This window comes from Thiomonas sp. SCN 64-16 (genome assembly GCF_001725585.1).
Taxonomy (GTDB): domain Bacteria; phylum Pseudomonadota; class Gammaproteobacteria; order Burkholderiales; family Burkholderiaceae_C; genus Thiomonas; species Thiomonas arsenitoxydans.
Genome location: NZ_MEGQ01000001.1, coordinates 31338 through 56177, shown reverse-complemented (window position 1 = coordinate 56177; position 24840 = coordinate 31338). Strand labels below are relative to the sequence as shown.

Annotated in this window: 20 protein-coding genes; 12 read left to right on the top strand and 8 right to left on the bottom strand. The window is 65.8% G+C overall.

Going from position 1 to position 24840, the window contains the following annotated elements:
• Position 1: 1 nt before the first annotated feature.
• The 7 genes from ABT24_RS00250 (at position 2) to ABT24_RS00220 (ending at position 7085) form a co-directional block, all read left to right on the top strand.
• Complete coding sequence (locus ABT24_RS00250; RefSeq protein ID WP_013104914.1) at positions 2 to 634, top strand: PilN domain-containing protein; 633 nt, start codon at positions 2 to 4, stop codon at positions 632 to 634.
• Between the two features lie 10 nt (positions 635 to 644).
• Positions 645 to 1328, top strand: a complete 684-nt coding sequence (locus ABT24_RS00245) for a type IV pilus inner membrane component PilO (protein ID WP_013104915.1) — start codon at positions 645 to 647, stop codon at positions 1326 to 1328.
• The gene (locus ABT24_RS00240; RefSeq protein ID WP_276727839.1) at positions 1325 to 1897 is read left to right on the top strand and encodes a pilus assembly protein PilP; all 573 of its coding nucleotides are present in this window, start codon (positions 1325 to 1327) and stop codon (positions 1895 to 1897) included. The genes ABT24_RS00245 and ABT24_RS00240 overlap by 4 nt, the downstream gene beginning before the upstream one ends.
• On the top strand, positions 1894 to 4134 hold the full coding sequence (locus ABT24_RS00235; protein ID WP_276727842.1) for a type IV pilus secretin PilQ: 2241 nt from the start codon (positions 1894 to 1896) through the stop codon (positions 4132 to 4134). Before ABT24_RS00240 ends, ABT24_RS00235 begins: the two co-directional genes overlap by 4 nt.
• A gap of 71 nt (positions 4135 to 4205) precedes the next feature.
• Positions 4206 to 4718, top strand: a complete 513-nt coding sequence (locus ABT24_RS00230; RefSeq protein ID WP_156055297.1) for a shikimate kinase — start codon at positions 4206 to 4208, stop codon at positions 4716 to 4718.
• A 118-nt stretch (positions 4719 to 4836) separates the two neighbouring features.
• Positions 4837 to 5949 carry a 3-dehydroquinate synthase gene (gene aroB / locus ABT24_RS00225; protein WP_286737280.1) on the top strand — a complete coding sequence of 371 codons (1113 nt, stop codon included), beginning with the start codon at positions 4837 to 4839 and terminating at the stop codon, positions 5947 to 5949.
• On the top strand, positions 5946 to 7085 hold the full coding sequence (locus tag ABT24_RS00220; protein WP_276727849.1) for a deoxyguanosinetriphosphate triphosphohydrolase: 1140 nt from the start codon (positions 5946 to 5948) through the stop codon (positions 7083 to 7085). The genes aroB and ABT24_RS00220 overlap by 4 nt, the downstream gene beginning before the upstream one ends.
• 72 nt (positions 7086 to 7157) lie before the next feature.
• Here ABT24_RS00220 and ABT24_RS00215 read toward each other — a convergent pair whose 3' ends face one another.
• From ABT24_RS00215 to ABT24_RS00200, 4 genes are all read right to left on the bottom strand, one after another.
• On the bottom strand, positions 7158 to 8504 hold the full coding sequence (locus ABT24_RS00215) for a TolC family protein (RefSeq protein WP_276727852.1): 1347 nt from the start codon (positions 8502 to 8504) through the stop codon (positions 7158 to 7160).
• On the bottom strand, positions 8504 to 11635 hold the full coding sequence (locus tag ABT24_RS00210) for an efflux RND transporter permease subunit (protein WP_276727855.1): 3132 nt from the start codon (positions 11633 to 11635) through the stop codon (positions 8504 to 8506). Before ABT24_RS00210 ends, ABT24_RS00215 begins: the two co-directional genes overlap by 1 nt.
• Entirely contained in the window at positions 11632 to 12684 is a 1053-nt protein-coding gene (locus ABT24_RS00205; protein WP_276727859.1) for an efflux RND transporter periplasmic adaptor subunit, read from the bottom strand. The genes ABT24_RS00210 and ABT24_RS00205 overlap by 4 nt, the downstream gene beginning before the upstream one ends.
• Before the next feature lie 142 nt (positions 12685 to 12826).
• The gene (locus tag ABT24_RS00200) at positions 12827 to 13318 is read right to left on the bottom strand and encodes a hypothetical protein (RefSeq protein ID WP_013122419.1); all 492 of its coding nucleotides are present in this window, start codon (positions 13316 to 13318) and stop codon (positions 12827 to 12829) included.
• Positions 13319 to 13478: 160 nt separating this feature from the next.
• Here ABT24_RS00200 and recG point away from each other — a divergent pair, with 160 nt between their 5' ends.
• Both recG and ABT24_RS00190 read left to right on the top strand, forming a co-directional pair.
• Positions 13479 to 15638: an ATP-dependent DNA helicase RecG gene (recG, locus tag ABT24_RS00195; RefSeq protein ID WP_276727862.1), complete on the top strand. Its 2160-nt coding sequence runs from the start codon at positions 13479 to 13481 to the stop codon at positions 15636 to 15638.
• A gap of 136 nt (positions 15639 to 15774) precedes the next feature.
• Positions 15775 to 16722: a hydrogen peroxide-inducible genes activator gene (locus ABT24_RS00190; protein ID WP_156054493.1), complete on the top strand. Its 948-nt coding sequence runs from the start codon at positions 15775 to 15777 to the stop codon at positions 16720 to 16722.
• 12 nt (positions 16723 to 16734) lie between these two features.
• On the opposite strand, the gene ABT24_RS00185 is transcribed toward ABT24_RS00190, so the two are convergent.
• The 4 genes from ABT24_RS00185 to ABT24_RS00170 form a co-directional block, all read right to left on the bottom strand.
• Positions 16735 to 17886, bottom strand: a complete 1152-nt coding sequence (locus tag ABT24_RS00185; protein WP_276727865.1) for a patatin-like phospholipase family protein — start codon at positions 17884 to 17886, stop codon at positions 16735 to 16737.
• A 156-nt stretch (positions 17887 to 18042) separates the two neighbouring features.
• Positions 18043 to 18834 carry a 3-hydroxybutyrate dehydrogenase gene (locus ABT24_RS00180; protein WP_013122423.1) on the bottom strand — a complete coding sequence of 264 codons (792 nt, stop codon included), beginning with the start codon at positions 18832 to 18834 and terminating at the stop codon, positions 18043 to 18045.
• A 149-nt stretch (positions 18835 to 18983) separates the two neighbouring features.
• A complete protein-coding gene (locus ABT24_RS00175) occupies positions 18984 to 20354 on the bottom strand; it encodes an ATP-binding protein (RefSeq protein ID WP_276727869.1) in 1371 nt (456 codons plus the stop codon).
• The gene (locus ABT24_RS00170) at positions 20351 to 21127 is read right to left on the bottom strand and encodes a response regulator (RefSeq protein WP_423837798.1); all 777 of its coding nucleotides are present in this window, start codon (positions 21125 to 21127) and stop codon (positions 20351 to 20353) included. Before ABT24_RS00170 ends, ABT24_RS00175 begins: the two co-directional genes overlap by 4 nt.
• A 96-nt stretch (positions 21128 to 21223) precedes the next feature.
• Here ABT24_RS00170 and ABT24_RS00165 point away from each other — a divergent pair, with 96 nt between their 5' ends.
• From ABT24_RS00165 to ABT24_RS00155, 3 genes are all read left to right on the top strand, one after another.
• The gene (locus ABT24_RS00165) at positions 21224 to 22453 is read left to right on the top strand and encodes an MFS transporter (RefSeq protein WP_276727871.1); all 1230 of its coding nucleotides are present in this window, start codon (positions 21224 to 21226) and stop codon (positions 22451 to 22453) included.
• Positions 22450 to 23430: a quinone oxidoreductase family protein gene (locus tag ABT24_RS00160; RefSeq protein ID WP_276727875.1), complete on the top strand. Its 981-nt coding sequence runs from the start codon at positions 22450 to 22452 to the stop codon at positions 23428 to 23430. Before ABT24_RS00165 ends, ABT24_RS00160 begins: the two co-directional genes overlap by 4 nt.
• An 82-nt stretch (positions 23431 to 23512) precedes the next feature.
• The gene (locus ABT24_RS00155; protein WP_276727878.1) at positions 23513 to 24829 is read left to right on the top strand and encodes an ATP-binding protein; all 1317 of its coding nucleotides are present in this window, start codon (positions 23513 to 23515) and stop codon (positions 24827 to 24829) included.
• Positions 24830 to 24840: the final 11 nt, after the last annotated feature.

Here is a 24840-nt window from a genome sequence, read left to right as displayed (position 1 = left end):
CATGAATATCGTGTTGATCAATCTGCTCCCCCACCGGGATGCCAAGCGCAAAAAACGGCGCGAGGCCTTCTATGCGGGAGTTTTTGCCTCCATTGTGCTGGGCGGGCTGGTGCTGGCGCTCGGCTACACCGTGCTGAGTGAAATGATCACCCAGCAACAAAGCCGCAACGACTTCCTGAAGGCGGAAAACGCCAAACTCGACAGCCAGATCAAGGACATCGCCTCGCTCAAGGCCGAGATCGAAGCGCTGCGGGCGCGCCAAGATGCGGTTGAGGGTCTGCAGGCCGACCGCAACCTGCCGGTGCACCTGTTCGACGATCTGACCAAAGACACGCCGACCGGGGTTCAGCTCTCGCAGATTCGCCAGGACGGGGCGACTGTGCTCATTCAGGGCGTCGCGCTCAGCCAGGAGCGCGTGGCCGATTTTCTGCGCAATCTGAGCCGCCCTGACGGCTGGCTCGAAAAGCCTGAACTGATCGAGATCCGCTCGCAGATTGCTCCCGCTGCGGCTGGCAATGCGGCGCGCGTCGTGGCGCAGTTCCAGTTGCGCGCCACCCTCAAGCGGCCCACGCCGGCGGGCGCCGCCTCGGGTGCCACTTCAGGTGCGGCGCCAATGGCCAAGAATCCTTCGTGAGGCGACACTGATGGCGACCTCCAAACTCTCAAAAATCGACCTGAACGGCGCGTTTCAGGACATTTCGGCACAGTTCCGCGGGCTCAACCCCAACGATCCGGGCGCCTGGCCGGCCTGGCCGCGCAACACCGTCTATGTCGCTGCCTTTTTGCTGACCCTGGGGTTGGGCTGGTATGCCTGGCTGTCGGGCACGCGTGACGAACTCACCTCGGCCCAGCAGCAGGAAGTCACCTTGCGTCAGGAATACAAGAACAAACTCGAACAGGCCGTCAGCCTCGATCTGCTCAAGGCGCAGAAAGCCCAGGTGCAGCAATACGTGGCCCTGCTGGAAAAACAATTGCCGAGCAAGGCCGAAATGGACGCCCTGCTCTCCGACATCAACCAGGCGGGCATTGGCCGCGGTTTGCAATTCCAGCTGTTCAAACCGGGTCAGGTGGATGTGAAACCCTATTACGCCGAACTGCCGATTTCGATCAAGCTCGACGGCGGCTATACCGATCTGGCGGGCTTCGCCACCGATATCGCCAAGCTCTCGCGCATCGTGACCCTCAACAACATCAGCCTGACGGCCAATACGGGCAAGACCGGCGCCCCGATGGTCATGGACGCCACGGCCAAGACCTTCCGCTATCTGGACGCCGATGAAATCGCCGCCCAGGCCAAGCAGGCGAAAAAACCGGGAGGGGCGAAATGAGTTTGCACCGCGTTAGCCCATATCAGCACTTTCAGCGCTTTCGTTTGCCGCTGATTTCTGCGGCTCTGTTGTCAGCGGCCCTCCTGTCGGGCTGCGGCCAGCAGCATGAAGACCTGCGCGAGTGGATGGCGCAACAGCGCGCCAGCATGCACCCGCGCATCAAGCCCATCGAGCCACCCAAGCCTTTCATTCCTGCCGTTTACGACCCGACGATCGGCACCGATCCGTTCTCCTCGACCAAACTCGAAGTGGGCGTGCGGCAGGAGGTGCAGCAGCTCAACCCGCTGCTGCAGGCCGAGCTGGCCCGTCCCAAGCAGCCGCTTGAGGCGTATTCACTCGACCAGATTCAAATGGTGGGCAGCGTGAAGATCAAAGGGCAGCAATACGCCCTGCTCAAGGCGGGCAACCTGTTGTACCGGGCGCATGTCGGCGAGTATGCCGGCCAGCACTTCGGAAAGATCATCAAAATCACTGATAGCCAAGTCGATTTGAGGGAACTGGTGCAAGACGCCACAGGCGATTGGGTCGAGCACCCGGCAACCCTTCAATTGCAGGAGAGCACACAATGAAGACGCCTTTCAAACGGCCGCTTTTTAACGGATTTCTGGGGGCTGCACTGTTGACCGTAGCGGTCGTATTGGGGCTTGGGGCCGTTCCGGCTTACGCCGCCAGCAACGCGATCCAGAACGTCACCGCCAGTCGGCAGGGCACGGAAACCGTGGTGCAGGTCAATCTGGCGCAGCCTCTGAGCGCCGCGCCCAATGGCTTCGTGATCGACCAGCCGGCTCGCATCGTGCTCGATTTTCCCGGCGTTGATTCGGCGCTCGATCGCCAGACCGTCAACTTCGAGCAGGGCAATCTGCGTTCGGTCAACGTGGTGCAGGCCCAGGGCCGCACCCGCATGGTGCTCAACCTGCGCCAGTCTGCCACCTATAAAACCCAGTTGGATGGCAATCGCCTGCTCGTGCTGCTCAATACCACGCACGAACAAGCAGCCGCGACTTCTGCCGCCACGGGGGCTCCGCAAGCCCAGACCGTGCACTTCGCCGACAACCTCAATACCCATCAAGTTGCGCTTCGGGCCATCAACTTCAAGCGCAGCACCGACGGCGCGGGCCGCGTGATCGTCAACCTGCCCAACAATCAGGTGGGCGTGGACATTCACCAACAGGGCCAGAATATCGTTGTCGATTTCCTCAAAACCTCGCTGCCCGCCGACCTGCGCCGTCGCCTCGACGTCACCGATTTCGCCACCCCTGTCACCTCCATCACCACCTTCCAGATGGGCGACAACGTGCGCATGGTCATTCAGCCCAATGGCGACTACGAGCAAAGCGCCTACCAGGCTGACGACCAGTTCGTCGTCGAATTGCGTCGCACCCAGCCCAACCCGAATGCCTTGGTGCAAGGCAACGGCCCCGGCTTCCACGGCCAAAAGCTCTCTCTCAATTTCCAGAACATCGACGTGCGCTCGCTGCTGCAAGTGTTCGCCGACTTCACGCACCTGAACGTGGTGGTCAGTGATTCCGTCACCGGCAACCTCACCCTGCGACTGAAAGACGTGCCTTGGGATCAGGCGCTGCAAGTCATCCTCCGCGCCAAGGGCTTGGGCGAACGCAAGGAAGGCAATGTGCTGTGGATCGCACCGCGAGACGAAATCCTCGCCCGTGAAAAGGCCGATCTCGAGGCGAAAAAATCGCTCAGCGCCCTTGAGCCGGTGAAGTCAGAGACCTTCCAGCTCAACTACCAGAAAGCCGCTACCGTGGTCGCCATGCTGACGGGCGCCGCTGGGGGCGCGCAGTCTGGCGCGACGGCAACGCCTTCTCCGGTTCTGTTGCCCGGCCTGTCCAGTTCCGCAGCGCCCACCTCGCGCATCCTCTCCCCGCGTGGCACAGTGCTGGCTGACCCCCGCACCAACCAGATTTTTGTCACCGACATTCCCTCCAAGCTCGAAGAAGTCGCCCAACTCATCGCCAAGATCGACAAGCCTGTGCGCCAGGTCATGATCGAAGCGCGGATTGTGGAAGCCAGCGATCAGTTTGGACGCAGCCTTGGGGTGAAGCTGGGTTTTCTGAACAACAATCTTCCGGGTACGGGAGGCAATACACCTGGAGTCTCTGTTTCGGGTGATTATCTCGGTGTCTCCCAGCAGACTGGTCAAAATAATGCAACCGGAGCAACGGTAACAGACTCTCAGTTTGTCAATCTTCCCGCGTTTGGTTTAGCTGGTAGTTTGTTGGCGGGCGCAACGCCAAGTTCGTTAGGCATCAGCCTTTTCAACGCAGCGGCCAACCGTTTCATCAACCTTGAGCTTTCGGCCATGGAAGCGGATGGCAAAGGCAAAATCATTTCTTCACCGCGCGTCATCACGGCCGATTTGAGTAAGGCCACCATTGAACAGGGGACTGAAATTCCTTATCAGCAGGCCACTTCCAGCGGCGCGACCGCAGTGACTTTCAAGAAGGCAGTTTTGAGCTTGGATGTCACTCCGCAAATCACGCCGGACGGGAATGTAATTATGAACGTGGAGATTCACAAAGACAGCCCGGGTGCCTCAACGGCGGGTGTGCCCTCCATCAATACCAATACCGTGGCTACCCAGGTCCAGGTGGAAAACGGCGGTACCGTGGTGCTGGGTGGTATATATACTTCGCAAGAGCAGAATCAAACGGATAAAGTGCCGCTGCTGGGGGATATTCCGGTTCTTGGTAATCTATTCAAGAATAATAGTAAAATGTATAACAAAAATGAATTGATGGTGTTTCTGACTCCAAAAATTGTTACCTCCGCGGATCTAACGCACTGATTTTTGCTGATAAAAAATTCTCTACCGTTATCAAAAGGTATTTTATTAAAAGTATTTATTTGATTGGCCTCATGGGCGCCGGAAAAACCACCGTCGGTCGCACGCTCGCGCAACGAGTCGGCCTTCGGTTCATCGACAGCGACCATGAGATCGAGCGCGAGCAGGGTTGCACGATTTCCACGCTGTTTTCTCGGCTGGGTGAGGCGGGGTTTCGCGACATCGAGGCGCGTGCCATTGACGCGCTGACGCAGCTTGAGGGCATCGTGCTCGCTACCGGGGGCGGTGCGGTGCTGAGGCCGGAAAACCGCAAGGCGCTGCACGAACGGGGTACGGTGGTCTATCTGCGCGCCAGCCCAGACGATCTTGCGCATCGCTTGCGCAACGACCGCAATCGGCCTTTGCTGCAACAAGGCGATGCGCGGGCCAAGCTGCATGAATTGTTTCGTGTGCGCGATCCTCTGTATCGGGAGACGGCGCATTTCGTGATGGACACGGGACGGCCTTCTCCGGCCCTGCTGACCAATATGGTGCAGATGCAGCTTGAACTCGCTGGGGTGTTGTCGGCGGCAGATCGACGAGATTGAGTGCACGGGCGCGAGGACGCTGGCCCGGCAGGGAGATTCCTTGGCGCTTGGCCGCACTTGGATGCGGCCTTGACGCGGCTTTCTACAATCGGGTCCTGCTTCAGAACAGGATGCTCACATGACCACGGTTCGCATCGCGCTCGACACCCGCGCGTATGACATTCGCATCGCCAGCGGCTTGCTCGGTGCGCCCGACACTTTCGCTGCGGTTGCCTCGCCCAAGGGCACGGCACTGATCGTGACCAACACCACGGTGGCCCCGCTTTATGCAGCGCGGCTGGAGCAAAGTCTGCAACCGCATTTCGCGCGGGTGCTGCGCTGCACTCTGCCCGATGGCGAGCAGTACAAGACCTGGGAGACGCTCGACCAGATCTTCACCGATCTGCTGCGCCACCAGTGCGACCGCAAGACTACGCTGTTCGCGCTGGGCGGCGGGGTGATTGGTGATATGACGGGCTTTGCCGCCGCCAGTTATATGCGGGGCGTGCCTTTCGTGCAGGTGCCCACCACGCTGCTGGCGCAGGTGGATTCTTCGGTAGGCGGGAAGACCGCGATCAACCATCCGCTGGGCAAGAACATGATCGGGGCCTTCTATCAACCCCGGCTGGTGGTGGCCGACCTGTCCACCTTGCACACCCTGCCGCCGCGCGAACTGTCGGCCGGTTTGGCGGAGGTCATCAAGCACGCGGCGATTGCCGATGTCGATTTCCTCGCCTGGCTCGAAGCGCATATCGACGCGCTCAGGGCGCAGGACGCCGCCGCCCTGGCCGAGGCCGTGGCGCGCTGCTGCCGCATCAAGGCGAAGGTGGTGGCGCAGGACGAAACCGAGACCGGGCTGCGCGCCATCCTCAACTTCGGCCACACCTTCGGTCACGCCATCGAGGCCGGTATGGGCTATGGCAACTGGCTGCACGGTGAAGCGGTGGGCGCGGGCATGGTGCTGGCGGCCGATCTGTCGGTGCGTCTGGGCCTGCTCGCCCCCGCAGAGGCCGAGCGGCTGGCGCGGCTGATCGCCCGCGCCGGTCTGCCCGTGCGCGCGCCCGACCTGGGCGCCGAGCGCTGGGCCGAGTGGATGCAGGTGGACAAGAAGACCGAGGGCGGCGAAGTGCGTTTTGTGCTGCTCAACGGGCTAGGGCGCCCGGTGCTGCGCGCTGCGCCCATGGCGGAAGCGCAGGCCAGCATAGCCGCGCATCTGCAGCCGTCGCAGCCGCAAGCCGTGCCCTCGGCATGACGCTTGCCGCCTACGCCTGTGTTGAGGCCACCTCTCGCGGGCGTGAACATGCCGAACCGCCGCCGCTGGATCGCACTGGCTACCAGCGCGACCGCGACCGCATCATCCACAGCTCGGCCTTTCGGCGGCTGGAATATAAAACCCAGGTGTTTCTCAACCACGAGGGCGATCTGTTTCGCACCCGCCTGACGCACAGCCTGGAAGTCGCGCAAATCGCTCGCGCTCTCGCCCGGGCACTGCGCTTGAACGAAGACCTCACCGAGGCGCTGGCCCTGGCGCACGATCTGGGACACACGCCTTTCGGCCATGCCGGGCAAGATGCGCTGGGCGCCTGCATGCGAAAACATGCCCCCCAGGGCGGCGGTTTCGAGCACAACCTGCAATCGCTGCGCGTGGTCACCACACTGGAAGAGCGCTACGCCGCCTTCAACGGCCTGAACCTCAGCTTCGAAACCCGCGAGGGTGTGCTCAAACATTGCTCACGCCGCAACGCCGAACATCTGGGCGAAATCGGCGCGCGCTTTCTGCAGGGCGGCCAACCCAGTCTGGAAGCGCAGATCACCAACCTGGCCGACGCCATCGCCTACAACAATCACGACATCGACGACGGCCTGCGCGCGGGCCTGATCGACCTGGAGGAGTTGCAGACGGTGCCGTTCTTCGCCGGGCACCTCGACGCCGTGCAACGCGCCTACCCGGCCGTGCAGGGGCGGCGGCGCGTGGCCGAAACCATCCGCCGCATGATCTCGGCGCTCATTGCCGACCTGGTGGCCGAAACGGCGCAGCGCATCCGTCAGTCAGGCGTCGATTCGCCCGACGCCGTGCGCGCCGCGCCGCCACTGGCGGCCTTCAGCCCGCCGGTGCAAGAGCAGTTGCAGCAGCTCCAGCAGCTTCTGCTGCATCGCCTCTACCGACACCCCGACGTGCTGCGCAACACTACCAAGGCGCAGCGATTGCTCACCGAATTATTTGAGGCCTATCACGCCGATACGCGCCTGCTGCCGCGCGCCTATCAGCGGGAGGACGCTGCCCGCCAGCCCCGCGCCATCGCCGACTATCTGGCCGGCATGACCGACCGCTACGCCATCCGCGAGCACCAGCGCCTGTTTTCCATGCGCGACTGGCCGGTGTATTGAACCCAGACGGCCCATCAGGGGGGCTCTGTCCTCGCGGGTTCGACGGCGGGCGGTTAGGGGCAAATGCATTGCCTACGGCGTCAGTTCGTAAAGCAATCCGGTTTGCAGCTTGAGTTGAGCGCTGGAGGTCGCCGCGTCGAAACGCGCTTGCAGAACCAGCTTGGTGGACTCCAGCGCGCTGCGACGGGCGAGCAGCCAGTCCGAAAGACCAGCTTCGCCCAACTGATAGGCGCGCAACATGCGGTTGCTGGCCTGGGTCTGCACCTGCGCGGCCTGTTCGGTGGCTTTGACCGCAGCCCCCTGCGCCTGTGCATCGGCGTAAAGCCGCTGGAAGTCCGCTTCGACCTGCGCCTGCAGATCGCGCAGACGCCACTGCGCGGCATCCGCTTCTGCCAGCGCGGCACGCTCTTGCGACACGCGCGCCGAGCCGCCAAACGGCATGGCGAACTGCAGGCCGACGATGCGCTCGCTACCCCCGCGGTCCGACCCGATGTAGGCGCCCACCGTAGGTTGCGGCGTGCGCGCGGCGTGGGCTTGCGCTGCCATCGCCTGCGCCTTTCGCAGCATGGCGCCCTGTTGGATCAGCAACGGGCTGGCTTGCACCGCCCGCGCGCTCAGTTGCTCGGCGTTCAGGGTAGGCAGTGCGAGCGCGCCGGGATCGTTCTGACCTTGCAGACTGCCGCCGCGCGACAGCGCCGGATAGCGCGCAAACAAGGCGGCGCGGCTGCTGGCCGCCATGCCTTGCGCGAGCAGTAGAGTCGATTGCGCCCGGGCCTGTTCGGCCTGCATCTGCTCCAGCTCCAGCACGCTGGCGTCCCCCAGAGACTGGCGACGCTGCAGCGCCTTGACCTGGGCATTGATCAAGTCGAGATCCTGCTGCGCCAGCACGGCCTCGGCCTGCGCGCGCTGGGCCGCGAACCAGGCGGTCAGCAAGGCGCCGAGAAACTGCTGGCGCGTCGCGACCAGTGCGGCCTGCGCCGAAGTCTGCAACGCTTCGGCCATGCGGCCATCGGCCTGCGCCTGCGACGGCAGACGCAACTGGCGGTTGATGAGCAACTGCCATTCGTTGTAGCGCCCGCTGTCGGGCAGTGACTCGATGCGGCGCTGCTGCACCTGCGCCTGACCGGTGAATTCGTTGGTTCCGGCGCGCAGCACGGCGCCGTTTTGTGCGGCAGCCTGTTGCAGGGCTTGCGCCTCTTGCAGCGCGGGTGTTTCGGTCAGGATCTGGTCAACTGCGGCGATTTGCGGCAGTGTCGGGCTCGGCAGTTCGCTCAAGGCGGGCAGGGCGGCTTGCAACGAAGGCGTATCCGCCGACTTGGCCCATGCCTTCTCGGCGCTCCAGGTGGGAGCCGCGGTCAGCGTAAGGGCAAGCGCGGCACTCAATGCACTCAAGGAAAAATGTTTGGATAGCGGTTTCATCAGACGTTCTCCGTCTTTTGGGTTGCGGCTTCGGTCTCGCGCGCAATGCGCGGCAGACCGAAGCGGGCAAACATCAGGGGCAGCAGCACCAGGGTCAGGGCGGTGGACGTGATCAATCCGCCGATGACCACGATGGCCAGCGGCTTCTGGATTTCCGAGCCCGGCCCGGTGGCCGAGAGCAGGGGGATGAGGCTGAACGCGGTGATGGTGGCGGTCATCATCACCGGCCGCAGTCGGCGCATGGCGCCATCGCGCACGGCCTGCGCCAACGGAAGCCCGCGCTGCAGCAGCTCGTTGAAATGGCTGACCAGCACCACGCCGTTGAGCACGGCAATGCCCAGCAACGCGATGAAGCCCACCGAGGCCGGCACCGACATGTATTGCCCGCTGGCCCACAACGCAATCACCCCGCCGACGAGAGCGAAGGGAATGTTGGCGAACACCAGCACCGACTGCCGCACCGAGCCGAAGGTGGTCATCAGCAGCACGAAAATCAGCGCCAGCGCCACTGGCACCACCAGCCCCAGGCGCGCTGCGGCGCGTTGCTGGTTCTCGAACTGGCCGCCCCACTCCAGCCGGAAGCCTTCTGGCAGCTTCACCTTGGTGGCCACGGCCTGCTTGGCGTCGGCCACATAGCTCACCAGATCGCGCCCGCTGACATTGGCCTGCACCGCGGCAAAACGGCTGCCGTCTTCATGCGCCACCAGCACCGGACCTTGCGTGGGGGTGAGGCGGGCGAGTTGCGACAGCGGGTAGGCGGTGCCGTCCGGCGCGGTGATCGATACCTGGGCAAACGCCTGCGGATTGCTGCGCAGATCGGCGCCCCCGCGTAGCAGCAGCGGGGTGCGGCGCACGCCTTCGAGCACCATGCCCTGCGGTTGGCCTTCGACCAGGGCGCGCAGGTCTTGCTGCAGGCTGTCCACATCGAACCCGGCGCGGCCCGCGGCAAGACGATCGACTTGCACGGTGAGGTATTGCACGCCTTCCGGTCGGGCGGCGAGCACTTCCTGCGCGCCGGGCACGGCTTTAAGGGTCTCGGCCACCTGTTGCGACAGATCGCCCAGCTGGGCGATGTCGGGGCCGAAGATTTTCACCACCAGATCGCCGCGGCTACCCGTGAGCATTTCGGACACGCGCATCTCGATCGGCTGGGTGAAGCCGAAGTCCACGCCGGGGAAGCGTTCCAGCACCTTGCGCATGGCCTCGATCACCTCGTCTTTGCTGCCGCGCCACTGCGACATGGGTTTGAGTACCAGGAAGGTGTCGGTCTCGTTCAGTCCCATGGGGTCGAGGCCCAGATCGTCCGAGCCGCTGCGGGCGACGATGGACTTGATCTCGGGCACCTCTTTGAGCAGCGCCTGCTGCACCCGCAGATCGAGCGCGGCGGTGGCGCCCAGGCTGACCGAGGGCAGCTTTTGCAGTTGCACGATCACATCGCCTTCATCGAGCGTGGGCATGAAAGTCTTGCCCACCCGGGTGTAGGCCCAGCCTGCGGCCACGAGCGACAGCAGCGCCACGGTCACGACGATGCGGGTGTGATTGAAGCTCCAGTCCAGCACGCGCCGATAACCCGCAGAGAGCTTGCGCACCAGCCAGGGGTCGGTGTGCGACGCGGTCTTGAGCAGCAGCGACGCCATCACGGGCACGATGGTCAGGGCGATGAGCAGCGACGCGCCCAGCGCGAACACGATGGTCAGCGCCACGGGGCGGAACAGCTTGCCCTCCAGCCCTTCGAGGGTGAGCAGCGGCAAAAAGACGATGGCGATGATGGCCACGCCCGACAGCACCGGACCCGCCACTTCCGACACCCCGCGCAGGATGCGTCCCAGACGGTCGGTGGTGGCGCCGCCCGGGCTGCGATCCGGCGCGTGCTCAGGGTCGTGGCTCATGTGGTTCACCAGGTTTTCCACCACCACCACGGCGGCATCGACCAGCATGCCCAGCGCAATGGCCAGACCGCCCAGACTCATGAGGTTGGCGCTCAGTCCAAACCAGCGCATGAGAATGAAGGTCGCCAGGGCCGATAGCGGCAGGGTGATGGCCACGACGAGCGCTGCGCGCCAGTTGCCGAGGAACAGCAGCAGCATGACGATCACCAGCACTACGGCCTCGCCCAGCGCTTCGAGCACGGTGCCCACGGCGCGCTCGACCAGCTGGCTGCGGTCGTAGAACACCTTGATGGTCATGCCTTGGGGCAGACGCGGCTCCAGCTCGGCCAGGCGTGCTTTCACCCCGTGGATCACCTGCTGCGCATTGGCGCCGCGCAGGCCGAGCACAATGCCCTCGACCGCCTCGCCCTTGCCGTTTGCGGTGACGATGCCGTAGCGCGTGCTGCTGTCCACGCTGACCTGTGCCACATCGCTGATGCGCACCGGCGTGCCGCGCACATTGGCGACGACGGTGTTGCGAATGTCGTCGGCATTGGCGAATGCGCCCTGCACCCGCACGATGCGGGTTTCTTCGCCTTCGTCCAGGCGGCCGGCGCCGTCATTGCTGTTGTTGACCTGCAGCGCGGTGCGCAACTGATTGAGCGACAGTCCCCAGGCCGCCAGCCGCGCCGGATCGGGCTGCACAGCGAAGGCGCGTACATCGCCGCCGAGCATGTTCACATCGGCCACGCCGGGCACGGTGCGCAGCACCGGGCGGATGAGCCATTGCAGCGCGCTGCGCTTCTCTTCCAGGCTGGCCGGTCCCTCGATGGTGAACATGTACAGGTCGGACAAAGGCGTGGTGATGGGGGCGAGCCCGCCCATCGCCGAAGCCGGCAGGTCGCCGCGCACATTCGCCAGAGCCTCTCCCACCTGTTGACGCGCCCAATACACATCGGTGCCCTCGACGAAATCCACCGTGATGTCGGCAATGCCGTACTTCGACACCGAACGCACGATGCGCTTGTTGGCAATGCCCAGCACCTCTTGCTCGATGGGCAGGACAACCCGCGTCTCCACCTCCTCCGGGGTCATGCCCGGCACTTTCATGATGACTTTCACCTGCGGCGAAGACACGTCGGGAAAGGCGTCGATGGGCAGCGCGCGCCAGGCAAAAATGCCGCCCGCCACCAGCGCCAGCATCGCGCCGAGGGTCAGCAGGCGTTGGCGCAAAGCGCCATGCGTGAGAAACATCAAATTCATGGCGCCACCTCGCCAGCGGCCGCCTTGATCGCCACGACGCCAGTGGCTGCCACCTTGTCGCCAGCCTTCAGCGGGCCGCTGACCATCACCGCGTCATTCAGACGACCGGCCACGGTGACCGGCACGATGCGAAAGCCCTGTTTCGTCACCGTGAGCACGACATCGCGGCCATTGATCTTCGTCACCGCGGCGGGCGGCACACGCCACACCCCGGCTTGCGCCGGCAGGTTCAAGCGCGCCTGCACCACGGCGCCCGCTTGCAGACCGCCGGATTGGGTGACGCGCACGCGAATCAGCACGCTCTGCCCCGCGTTCAGCGCGGTGGACTTGGCCTGCACCACCCCTCGCGCCTGCAGTGCGGGCACCTCCACTTCGGCGCCCACCTGAATGCCGCTCGCCTGCTGTGGGCTGGCTTCCATTTCCAGCCACAACTGGCCTTGCTGCGCAATGCGGAACAGCGGCGCGGCCATATCGACCCGCTGGCCTGGCAAGGCTGTGGTTTCGGTGATGACCCCGGCGATGGGGGCGCGCAAGATGGCCACGCCGTTGAGCGCAGCGCCGCCTGCGGCCAGCTTGAGCGCCAGATTGCGTTCGGCCAGCATGGCTTGCGCCTCGCGGCTTTGCGCGCGGGCCGCCTCGAGTCGGGCGCCGGGCACGATGCCCTCGTTCACCAGCGTGGTGTCGCGCTGCAACTGGCGCTGCGCCAGGTCGTATCGGCTTTGCGCCTCGCTGCGCTCGCGCTGCAACTGGGCGATTTGCGGGCTGCTGAGCTCGGCCAGCGGCTGGCCGCTTTTCACCGTATCGCCCGGGTTGACCAGCAGGCGGGTGATCATTCCGGCGGCAGGAGCAGAAACAACCGCCTGCTGCGACAGCGGCACGGCCACGCGGGCGGGCAGGTCGATCTGCGCGGCCGCGGCGGCCTGCACCGTGGCAAGCCGCACGCCGAGCGCGGTCTGCTGGTCGGCCGTCATGGCGATGACGCCGGGCGAGGCGGGTTGTGCGGCGGCAGGCAGGGAAACGAGCGCCAGGCTCAACAGGCTGGCGGACACGGCGCACGCCAACGGGCTGCGCGACAAAAAGAATTGGGGCATCTTGCATCCCGGCCATGCGCCGGGCTCCATCTGGGACTGAGTGGCATCTTGCGCGTGACAGGTTGCACCTGTGTTTCACGCGTGTTGCGGCAGAAAAAAATCAGACCAGAGTGGAGGGCGGAGCCTGACCGGGAGGCGGCAGGCCGTGGTGGACGCGCGGAAGCGCATCGTCAGAGAGTTGCGGCCAAGAAATGAGCGCGGTGACGGCCAAGGAGTGCTGTGACGCGAAAGCAAACGTCGGCAGCACGACTTCGGTGTCGATCAAAACGCTGGCCAGGCGGATCTGGGAAAGCCGGGATTGGGCGATGCCCGAGGCCAGTTCCACATCGCTGGGCTCGGGGGTCTGCAGCGCAAAGCCCGACTGCTGCGCCGTGTGCTGAGGGTGGCTGGCAAGGCAGGCCAAGCCGTCGGGACTTGATTGCAAACTGAATTGCGGACTGGCCTGCACTTCCGCCGCGGCCGTCAGCGCATGGATGTGCCAGCCGCTTTGCACCGGCTGGCCCAGATGCCCATGAATGAATGGCGCCAACCCAAGCAGCAGCACCAGCATGGAGAACCAGGCTGTGCGCAGAGTGGAGAGGGCTTTGGACATGGGCAAAATAAGTGAATTTGTAACAACTATAACCAGACCCACAAAAACCCGTGCGAATGGGGGGATTGAATGGGGGGATTATTGGGGGCTCGGCATCCAGCGGGTGCGCCATGCCGGGCTCAGGCGCAGACGACGATGCTGTCATTTTTAGAATGCCCCGATGACCGCCGCGCGCAAGTCCTCTGAGCAAGACCCCACTGCCGATCCGCCGCAGCGGGCAAGCGCGCCTCGCAAAGACCCGGCGGGCAAGGCCAAACCGGCACGGCCCACGCCGCTCGCCCGTCTGGGTCTGCACACCGACTGGGACCTTGCGCTGCATCTGCCGCTGCGCTATGAGGATGAAACGCGGCTCACGCCGCTGGATGCGCTGCGCGACGGTGAGCTTGTCGCCACGGATGCTGTGGTGACCCAGGCGCAGGTGCAGGGCCGCGCGCCGCGTCGGCAGTTGCTGGTGCGGCTGCAAGACCCGGAAGCGGGCGACGCCATCCTCACCCTGCGGCTGTTCCACTTCTACCCCAATCAGCTCAAAACCTTGCAGCCTGGGGTGCGGCTGCGGGTGCATGGGCAGGTGCGGCAGGGCTTGTTTGGCTGGGAGATGGTGCACCCGACTTGGAAGCTGGTGGACGCCAACGCGCCCCTGCCGAACACGCTCACGCCGGTCTATCCCACCACGGCCGGTGTGCCGCAAAGTTATTTGCGCAAGGCCGTGGCTGGGGCGCTCAAGCGGCTGGTCTGGCGCGACACCGTGCCGCAGGAGGAGCTGACGCGCCATCATCTGCCCGATCTGCCTTCGAGTCTGCGCACCCTGCATGCTCCGCCGGCCGCAGCCTTGCCCGCGCTGGAAGCGGGCGCGCATCCGGCGCAGCGACGGCTGAAGTTTGACGAATTGCTGGCGCAGCAACTGGCCCAGCAGCAGGCCCGAGCACAGCGACAACGGTGGAAGGCGCCGATGCTGCCCGCCGCGCCCGAGGTGCACAGCCTCCCGGCGCTGCTGCGGGCGGCCATCCCCTTCACCCTCACGGCAGCTCAGGAGCGCTGCGTGGCCGAAATCGCCGCCGATCTGGCGCAGACCGCGCCGATGCACCGGCTGCTGCAGGGCGACGTGGGCAGCGGCAAGACCGTCGTGGCCGCGCTGGCGGCGGCGCAGGCCGTGGCGTCCGGCTGGCAGTGCGCACTCATGGCGCCCACCGAAATTCTCGCGGCGCAACACGCGCGCAAGCTCGCCGATTGGCTGGAGCCGTTGGGCGTGGGCGTCGCCTGGCTATCTGGCAGTCAGACGAAAAAAGAGCGTGAGGCGGCGCTGCAGCGCGTGGCCAGCGGGCAGGCGCAGCTCGTGCTGGGCACGCACGCCGTCATTCAGGCGCAGGTGCGTTTTGCCCGGCTGGGGCTGGCGATCGTGGACGAGCAGCATCGCTTCGGCGTGGCGCAGCGCCTGGCCCTGCGCGACAGCCTGCGCGCGGGCACGCAGGGCAGCGGCCTGCAGCCGCATCTGCTGATGATGAGCGCCACGCCCATTCCGCGCACCCTGGCGATGGCGCTGTTCGGCGATCTGGACGTTTCCACCATCGATGTTCTGCCGCCGGGCAGAACGCCGGTGCGCACCAGCGTGGTCAGCGCGGATCGGCGCGACGAACTCGTCGCCCGGGTCGGCGCGTTGACCGCGCAGGGGCGGCAGGCCTATTGGGTTTGCCCGCTCGTTGAGGAAAGCGAGACGCTCGATTTGCAAAACGCCGTGGCCACCCACGCCGAACTCAGCGCCGCGCTGGCGACGAGGCCCGGTCAGGGGGCGGTGCAAGTCGGCCTGCTGCACGGGCGCATGAAGGCGCAGGAAAAGCGCGCCACCATGCGGGCGTTCAGCGCGGGCGAAATCGGCCTGCTCGTCGCCACCACCGTCATCGAGGTGGGCGTGGACGTGCCCAACGCCAGCCTGATGGTGATCGAACATGCCGAGCGCTTCGGGCTGTCGCAGTTGCACCAGCTGCGCGGGCGGGTGGGGCGGGGTGCGGCGCAGTCGGATTGCGTGCTGCTGTTCACCTCGCCGCTGTCGCCCACGGCGCGCGAGCGCTTGGGGGCGATGCGCGAACTCACCGACGGCTTCGCCCTGGCGCAGAAAGACCTGGAACTGCGCGGGCCGGGTGAACTGCTGGGCCTGCGGCAGTCGGGCGTGCCCGGCCTGCGCTACGCCGATCTGGCGCAAGACATCGATCTGCTCGAAGCCGCCCGCGACACCGCGCAACGTCTGCTGGTCGCCGCGCCCGAAGCCGCCCGGCAACACGCCGCGCGCTGGCTGGGCGAAGGGTTCGACTGGTTGAGCGCTTGAGGGTGCCCCCAGACCTGCCGCGTTCGCGTCAGGCCCCCCGAGGGGGATGAGAAAACTTGGGGCGGCCCGGCGTTTTCTCATGGCCCAATTGCATTGATTAACACAATCTGGCGGCGTTTCTGTTTTAATTCTTTCTATGACTCTGACAGAATTACGCTATATCGTCGCCGTCGCTCGCGAGCGGCATTTTGGCCGGGCTGCCGAGGCCTGTTTCGTCAGCCAGCCCACTCTGTCGGTCGCCATCAAAAAGCTCGAGGAAGAACTTGATGTGCGTTTGTTCGAGCGCGGCGGCAATGAGGTGAGCATCACGCCCATCGGCGCGGAAATCGTCGAGCAGGCGCAGCGCGTCATCGAGCAGGCGGCGGCGATCAAAGAGATCGCCAAACGCGGCAAAGATCCGCTGGCCGGGCCGCTGCGGCTGGGGGTGATCTACACCATTGCGCCCTATCTGCTGCCCGAGCTGGTGCGCAACGTCATCAAGCGCAGCCCGCAAATGCCGCTGATGCTGCAGGAAAACTTCACCACCCGCCTGCTGGAAATGTTGCGCACCGGCGAGTTGGATGCGGCTATTCTGGCCGAGCCGTTCCCCGATCAGGGGCTGGCGGTCACGCCGCTGTATGACGAGCCCTTCCTCGTGGCCGTGCCGCGCACCCATGCGATGGCGACCTGCAAGGAGCTGAGCGCCGAGGCGATCAAGGACGAGACCATGCTGCTGCTCGGCACCGGCCACTGCTTTCGCGACCATGTGCTCGAAGTCTGCCCGGAGTTCGCCCGGTTTTCGCCCAGCTCAGAAGGCATCCGCAAGAGTTTCGAGGGCTCGTCGCTGGAGACCATCAAGCAGATGGTGGCCTCGGGCATGGGCATCACCGTGGTGCCCAAGCTGTCGGTGCCGCGGCAGGACGTGCCGCATGCGGCCGATCCGAGCACCGATCACGTCTGTTATGTGCCGTTTTCCGATCCGCCGCCCACGCGCCGCGTGGTGCTGGTGTGGCGCAAGAGCTTCACCCGGCATGAAGCCATTGCCGCGCTGCGGCAGGCCGTCATGGCCTGCGATCTGCAGGGCGTCACTTTGCTGATGCCCTGAAGGAGCAACGACTCAGGCCTGCGTGTGCACGTCGTGGGTGACGAAGCCCTGCTCGGCGCTGGGCAGAGCAAACCAGTCCGGGTGGTCGAGGGTGCGGTGCATGTCGTCGAGGCCGCTTTGCCAGTGCGAGCGCATTTCGGCGCGGCCGAAGGCGTAGTCCTTGCCCTGACCGTCGAAGGCTTTGTCGCGGTAGATCAGGTGGATGACGTTGTAGCGTTTGTCCTGCGCCATTTCCTGCACTTGCTCGCACAACGCATCGCGTTTGTCGAGCGGAATGCGCTGCAGCAAATCGCGCAGAATGCGACGCTGCTGCTGCGCCCGCTGAAGGGTGGAGGTGATGATGCGCGTGCGGCTGGAAAACTGGATGTCTTTTTGCCGCTCGGCCACGTCGAGCAGGGTTTTGGGCACCTCGCCCGCCGCGCTCCACAGATCGACCTGGAACACCAGGGTGTGGTGGCTAGGGTGGCCGCCCAGCACCTGCGACAAGGGCGTGTTCGACACCAGCCCGCCGTCCCAGTAGAACTCGCCGTCGATCTCCACCGCCGGAAAACCCGGCGGCAGCGCGCCCGAGGCCATGATGTGCTCGGGGCCGAGCCGCATCTCGGCGCTGTCGAACACCACCTGGTTGCCGTTGCGCACATTCACCGCGCCCACGCTGATGCGGGTTTCGCCGCTGTTGAGCCGGTCGAAATCGACCAGCTTTTCCAGCGTGTCGCGCAGCGGCGCGGTGTCGTAAAAGCTGGCCTTCGCCGGGTTGTTGCCGCCTAGCGGCCAGCGTGGCAGAAAAAAGCCCCGCTGACCTTCGAGTATGGCGCGCAGCCCCTGCATGACCGCAAGCTGGGGTTGCAGGGGCTCGGGAATCCAGGCCAGCGCGGCGCCGTGTTCCCAGGGCAGGGTGGGCAGCAGCGGCTGCTGGGTGACAGTTTCCCAGAACGTGCGCAAGGCGGCAGCGCGTTGGCCCGGCGGGTTGCCCGCAATCAGCGCTGCGTTGATGGAGCCGATGGAAATACCGGCCACCCAGTGCGGATGCACGCCGCAGTCTTCCAGCGCCTCCACCACGCCGCATTGGTAAGCGCCCAGCGCCCCGCCGCCTTGAAGCACCAGGGCGATGCGGTCGTAATGCCGCACCTGCGCCAACACGGCATCCGCGCGGCAGGACGGCATGAGATCCCCCCCGAAACGCTCGCCTTGCTCACGTCTCCCCCCAGGGGGCGAAGAAACTCTTGGGGCGGCCCGGCGAGTTTCTTCTTCAGGCGAGGAGGCAGTCTTTGTGCGCTGCGTGAGACGGGTCGTCGTGGCGGTCGTCATGACTTGCGCCTTTTAGTTCATGCACCAGCCGTGGCTGGCGACGATGGACTGGCCGGTGAGTGCGGCCGTGGGGAAGGCGGCCAGGAACAGCGCCAGATTGGCGATGTCGGCGGTGGTGGTGAACTCGCCATCCACCGTGTCTTTCAGCATCACGTTCTTGATCACCTCGTCTTCGCTGATGTTCAACTCTTTGGCCTGCTCGGGAATCTGCTTTTCCACCAGCGGGGTACGCACAAAGCCCGGGCAGATGACGTGCGAGCGCACGCCCTTGGGCCCGCCTTCCTTGGCCAGCACCCGCGCCAGCCCCAGCAGGCCGTGCTTGGCGGTGACGTAGGCGCTCTTGAGCTTGCTGGCCTCGTGCGAATGCACCGAGCCCATGTAAATCACCACGCCGCCTTTCTTGGCATACATGCCCGGCAGCACCGCCTTGGTGGTGAGAAAGGCGCCGTCGAGGTGAATGGCGAGCAGCTTTTTCCAGTCGGCGAAGGCGAAGTCTTCGATGGGGTTGACGATCTGGATGCCGGCGTTGGACACCAGAATGTCCACCGGGCCGAAGGCCTTGGCCACCGCCGCGCAGCCGGCGTTCACTTGCGCTTCGTCGGTCACGTTCATCGCCACGCCCATGGCTTTGCCACCGGCCTTGTTGATGGCTTCGGCGGTGGCGTTGGCGGCGTCGAGGTTCAGGTCGGCGATGGCGACTTTGGCGCCCGCCTTGGCATAGGTTTCGGCAATCTCTTTGCCGATGCCGCTGGCGGCGCCGGTGATGATGGCGGTTTTGTCCTTGAGGCTGAGTTGCATGGTCATGGGGGTCTCCTGGTGGAAAGTAGCAAAGCAAGCGGGTCAGCGAGCTGATTGAAACGCAATTGCTGCAACGCGGCAAGCACGGCGGCGTCTTGTTTAAAGACTCGGTGATGGGCCTTAACCTGGACTGAAGCCCGCCAAGCGACGTTTTTTCAGCGCGGGAGCGTGTGCCCTGCGGACGCAAAAATTACCCGCACCCGCAGCCCGCCCAGTGGGGAGGTATCGAGTTCGATGCGGGCGTCGCAACGCTCGGCCACGCTGCGCACGATGGCTAAACCCAGGCCGCTGCCGCCGGGCGGGGCGTTTTCGCGGCGATAGAAACGGTCGAACACGCGATCGCGGTCTTCGGGCGGAATGCCGGGGCCGGAGTCGTCCACTTCGAGCACGGCCATGCGTCGGGGTGCGGCTGTGCCGTCGGTCGCTTGCGCGGCGGGTGGCGCGGGCTGCATTTCGCAGCGCACCCGCACGTCCACCCGGCCGCCTGTGGGGGTGTAGCGCAGGGCGTTGTCCACCAGGTTGCGCACCAGAATGCGCAGGCCGCTGGCCGGGGCGAGCACGGTGCAGTCTTCGGCGTCTTCCATCCCGGCGTCCACGCCGCGGGTCTGGGCGAGTTCGGCGGTATCGGACAGGGCCAGGCGCGCGGTGTCGAGCAGGCTCACAGCGGTGAGCGCCTCTTCGGCGCCCGACTCGTTGCGCGCCAGCAGCAGCAGTTGTTCGACCAGATGGCTGGCGCGGTCGATGCCGCTTTCCAGCCGGGCCAGCGCTACGCCGCGCTGGGCGTCGTCGTGCGCGCGGCCGAGCATTTGTACCTGCACCTTGAGCGCGGCCAGCGGCGAGCGCAATTCGTGCGCGGCGTCGGCGACGAACATGCGCTGGGTATCGAAGGCCTGGCGGGTGCGCGAGAACAGGCCGTTCATCGCGCGCACCACGGGCTGCATTTCGCTGATCACGGGGTGCGGGTCGAGCGGGTCGAAGCTGGTGGCGGCGCGGTTCTCCAGCTCGCGCGACAGATCGCTCAGCGGCCGCAGCGAGCGTCGCACCACCCACGCAACGGCCAGCAGCAGCAGCGGCGCGATGACGGCCATCGGCCAGATGGAACGCAGCGCGAAGCCCAGCGCCAGCGCCTGCCGCGTGGCGGTGCTCTGGCCGACCTGAATGGTGCGCCCTCCGGCCTGCATGGAATAGACGCGCCACTGCTCGCCGCCAACCTGCACATTGGTGTAGCCGAGCACGGCCTGGCTGGGCAGCTCGCTGCGTGGGCGCGAGACGTAAATGCGTTTGCCATCGGGCGCCCAGACCTGAACGACATAGTCCACATCGTTGCCCGCGCTGACATTGGGGCCGAAACCGGGCAGGCCCATATCGCCGCTGGCGAGGCTGAGCGCGAGTTGCTGCAGGTGATAGTCGAACACCGCGTCGGCCTCGTTCATGGCGTTGCGGAACACGGCCACGGCCTGCACGAGGGCCGCCAGGGTGACGGCCACTGAGAGCAGCAGCAGCAGGCGGGCGCGCAGGGATTTCAATCGCCGCCCCCATCGCCGCTGCCGTCGCCGCCATCTCCGCCATCGTCCACGCTATCGGCTTCTGGCGTGTGGCGGCCGTCACCGCCGCCATCACGGCTCGGGCTTGCAGGCGCGGGCTCCTTGGCGATCATGTAGCCCATACCGCGGATGTTGCGGATGAGGTCGGGCCCCAGCTTTTTGCGCAGGCTGTGAACGTACACCTCCACCGCGTTGCTCGAAATCTCGTCCTTCCAGCTATAGAGTTTTTCTTCGAGCTGGGCGCGCGACAGAATCATGCCGGGGCGGGCGATCAGCGCTTCGAGCACGGCCCACTCGCGCTGCGACAAGGCGACTGGCTCGCCGTCGAGCAGGGCTTCGTGCGTGGCCGGGTTCAGGCTGATGCGGCCGTAGCTGAACACCGGCTCGGCCCGCCCCGCCGCCCGGCGCAGCAGCGCGCGGATGCGGGCGGAGAGTTCGTCGAGGTCGTAGGGTTTGAGCACATAGTCGTCGGCCCCGGCGTCGAGCCCGGCGATGCGCGCCGAGACGGCGTCGCGCGCGGTGGCGATGAGCACCGGGGTGGTTTCGCGCCGGGTGCGCAGCGCCTTGAGCACGGCGATGCCGTCCATCTTGGGCAGGCCCAGATCGAGCAGCACCAGGTCGTACTGCTCGGTGCGCAGCGCCGAGTCGGCCACGGCGCCGTCGCGCACCCAGTCCACCGCGTAGCCCTCGCCGCGCAAGGCGTCGAGCACGCTTTCGCCGATCATCACATCATCTTCAACCAGGAGCAGGCGCATGGGGCTGGATTGCAAATGGATACAGACCGGACTTTAGCGGCAGGCGCTTAGACTGCGCTTAACGCCCGGCACAGGGCCACTCACCACAAATTCCGCATGCAACTCCCTTCTGATCCAACAAGCAGCCGCTTGCCCCGCACCGTGTGGATGCTGGGTTTGGTCAGCCTGTTCATGGACATGTCGTCCGAACTCATCCACGCCCTGCTGCCGGTTTACATGACCACGGTGCTGGGGCTGAGCGTGCTTAGTGTCGGGGTGGTCGAGGGCATCGCCGAGGCCACGGCGTCGATGCTCAAGGTGGTGTCTGGGGTGTGGTCGGACAAGATCGGTTCGCGCAAATGGCTGGCGGTGGCGGGCTATGGCCTGTCGGCGCTGACCAAGCCGCTGTTTCCGCTGGCTTCGGGCGCGGGCGAGGTGATCGCGGCGCGCTTCATCGACCGCATCGGCAAGGGCATCCGCGGCGCGCCGCGCGACGCGCTGGTGGCCGACGCCACGCCGCCCGCGCTGCGCAATGCCGCCTACGGCCTGCGGCAAAGTCTGGATACCGTGGGCGCGGTGCTCGGGCCGCTGGCGGCCATCGGCCTGCTGGCGGTGTATGCCGACAACCTGCGGCTGGTGCTGTGGTTCGGGGTGATTCCGGCAGTCATCGCGGTGGCGATTCTGGCTTTGGGCGTGCGTGAACCGCGCCGGGTTCAAGCTGGCGTGGCGACGGCCAAGGCGGGTAAGAAGGGCATGGACTGGCGCGCAGCGCGCGAGCTGCCACCGGCGTTCTGGCAGGTCGTCAGCCTGGCCGCGCTGTTCACCCTGGCGCGGCTGACCGAGGCATTTCTGGTGCTGCGCGGCGACCAGATCGGCGTGTCGGTGGTGTGGATCGCGCTGGTCACGCTGGTGCTGTCGCTGGCCTACGCGCTTTCGGCTTACCCGGTGGGTCTGCTGGCGGCGCGCTGGGGGCGCAAGCGGCTGTTCGGCCTGGGGCTGGCGGTGCTGGCGGCTGCCATGTTGTTGCTCGGCGGCGTGCTGCCGCTGGGAATGCCCGGGTTCTGGCTGGGGGTTGCGCTGTGGGGGCTGCACATGGGGCTCACGCAGGGATTACTCTCCGCAGCCGTGGCCGAAGCCGCGCCGCCGCAACTGCGCGGCACCGCGTTCGGTCTGTATCACCTGACCATCGGGCTGATGCAATTGCTCGCGGCCATCGGCGCCGGCTGGCTGTGGCAGACCATCGGCTCGGCGGCCCTGTTCACCTTGGCCGCGGCATTGGCCTTGCTGTGCCTGCCCGCACTGTGGCTGTGGCTGCACGAACAACCCACGACAAAGGAAGAGACATGACGACGACCCATGCGATCCGGTTCGATCAACACGGCGGCCCCGAAGTGCTGCAATGGCGCGAGCAAGAACTGGCCGATCCCGGCCCGGGGCAGGTGTTGCTGCGCCAGGAAGCCATCGGGCTGAATTTCATCGACGTGTATCACCGCACCGGCCTGTATCCGCAGCCGCTGCCGGGCAGTCTGGGTGGCGAGGCCGCCGGGGTGATCGAGGCGGTGGGGCCGGGGGTGGAGGGCTTTGCGGTGGGCGACCGCGTGGGCTACTGCACCGGCGCGCCCGGCGCGTATGCGCAGCGCCGGGTGGTGCCGGTGGCGCCGCTGATCAAACTGCCCGACGACATCGCTTTTGAGGTGGCTGCGGCCAGTCTGCTCAAAGGCCTGACGGCGTATTACCTGTTGCATCGCACCCGCGCGCTCAAGGCCGGGGATGTGGCGCTGTTTCACGCCGCCGCCGGCGGGGTGGGGCTGATTGCCGGGCAGATGGCACGGGCGCTGGGCGCTACGCTCATCGGCACAGCGGGCTCGGCGGCGAAATGCGCGCTGGCGCTGGAAAACGGTTACGCCCACGCCATCGACTATGTGCAGGACGATTTCGTCGCCCGGGTCAAAGACCTCACCGCCGGTCGCGGCGTGCCGGTGGTCTATGACTCGATTGGCCGCGACACCTGGGAGCGTTCGCTCGCCTGCCTGCAGCCCTTCGGCCTGATGGTGAGCTTCGGCAATGCTTCGGGAGCCGTGCCGCCGATCAAGCTCACCGACCTGGCGGCAGCCGGTTCGCTCTATGTCACCCGCCCCACGCTGGGCACGCACATGGCCGATCCGGTGGTGAAGCAGCAAATGGCCGATGCGCTGTTCGCCCTGATTCGCAGCGGACAGGTGAAGATTCACATCAACCAGCGCTACCCGCTGGCCGAGGCGGCGCAGGCGCATCGCGATCTCGAAGCCCGCAAGACCATCGGCTCGACGGTGCTGCTGCCGTAACAGGCTCGGGTTCTCCCTGCGGCAGTGCGTCGCAGGGAGAACCGCGTACTGGCGTGCCGCAAGGGCTTCCTAAAATGGCTGCATGCCGCTGTCCTCCCGTATTCCGCGTTTGCCCCTTGCCGATCAGGGAGCGCAAGCTTCTTTGTCGGCTTCGCCACATCTGCCGGCTGTCACCCTGACCCGGCTGCTCGCGGCGCGCGTGGCCATGCTGCTGGCCGAGTTGGCGGTGCTGCCCTGGGCGCATCACTTCCTCGACATCACCTGGCCGGTCTACAAAGTGCTGGGCCTGATCGGCCTTCAGGCGGCCCTCGGCGTCTTGCTGTGGTGGCAGATTCGCAGCCGCCGCGGCTTGGGCGCCTTCGGCGGTTTCGTCCACCTGCTGGCCGATGCCCTCATTCTTGCCCTGCTGGTGTATTGGAGCGGCGGCGAGGTCAACCCCATCATCTCCCTGCTGCTGATACCACTCGTCCTGAGTGCGGTGGCTCTGCCCTGGTTCTATGTCTGGGCCATGACGGCGGTGGTCATCACGCTTTACTCGTTGGTGTCATTCTTCCCCACCCCGCTGACCGAGGCCTGCGGGGTCGCGACCGGCATGCTCGGCGAGCATCTGACGGGCATGTGGGGCAACTTTCTCATCACGGCGCTGCTGGTGGCGGCGGTGGTGGCGCGTCTGGCTTCAGCCTTGCGCGAGCGCGAAATCGAACTGGCCCGCAGCCGTGAAGTCGGTCTGCGCGACCAGCATCTGTTCGCGCTGGGCATGCAGGCTGCCGCCGCCGCGCATGAACTCGCCACGCCCGTGTCCACCCTGGCGATGACGGTGGACGATCTGCAGGCCGACTACGCGGGCGACGATGAACTCGGGCCCCAACTGCAGCGCATGCAGGCGCAGGTGGCGCAGATCCGTACCGTGCTTGGTCACATCACCGCGGCAGCCGGCGCCGCGCGCAGCCGCAGCGACCAGACCGAAACGCTGGCGCACTGGCTGGAGCAAACGCTGGAGCACTGGCACCTCATGCGACCGCAGTCGCAGGCGGGGCTCGCACTGCGCAGCGCAGGCTCGCCCCCGGTGCTGCGGGTGGATGCGGGTCTGAACGCCGCGCTGGTGAGTCTGCTCAACAACGCCGCCGACGCCAGCCCCGACGCGGTGGAAGTCGAGGCCGACTGGGACGCGACCAGTCTGCGCGTGCATGTGCTCGACCGCGGCCCCGGTCTGTCGGATGATCGGCTGGCGCGGGCAGGCTACGATTTCGTCAGTACCAAGGGCGAGACGCGCGGCCTCGGGCTGGCCTTGGCCCGCGCCGGGATCGAGCGCCTCGGTGGCACGCTCACCGTGGCACGACGGGCGGGCGGCGGGCTGAGCGCCACGCTGCAATGGCCGCGCCTCGATCCAACTTACTGAATGGCAAACCG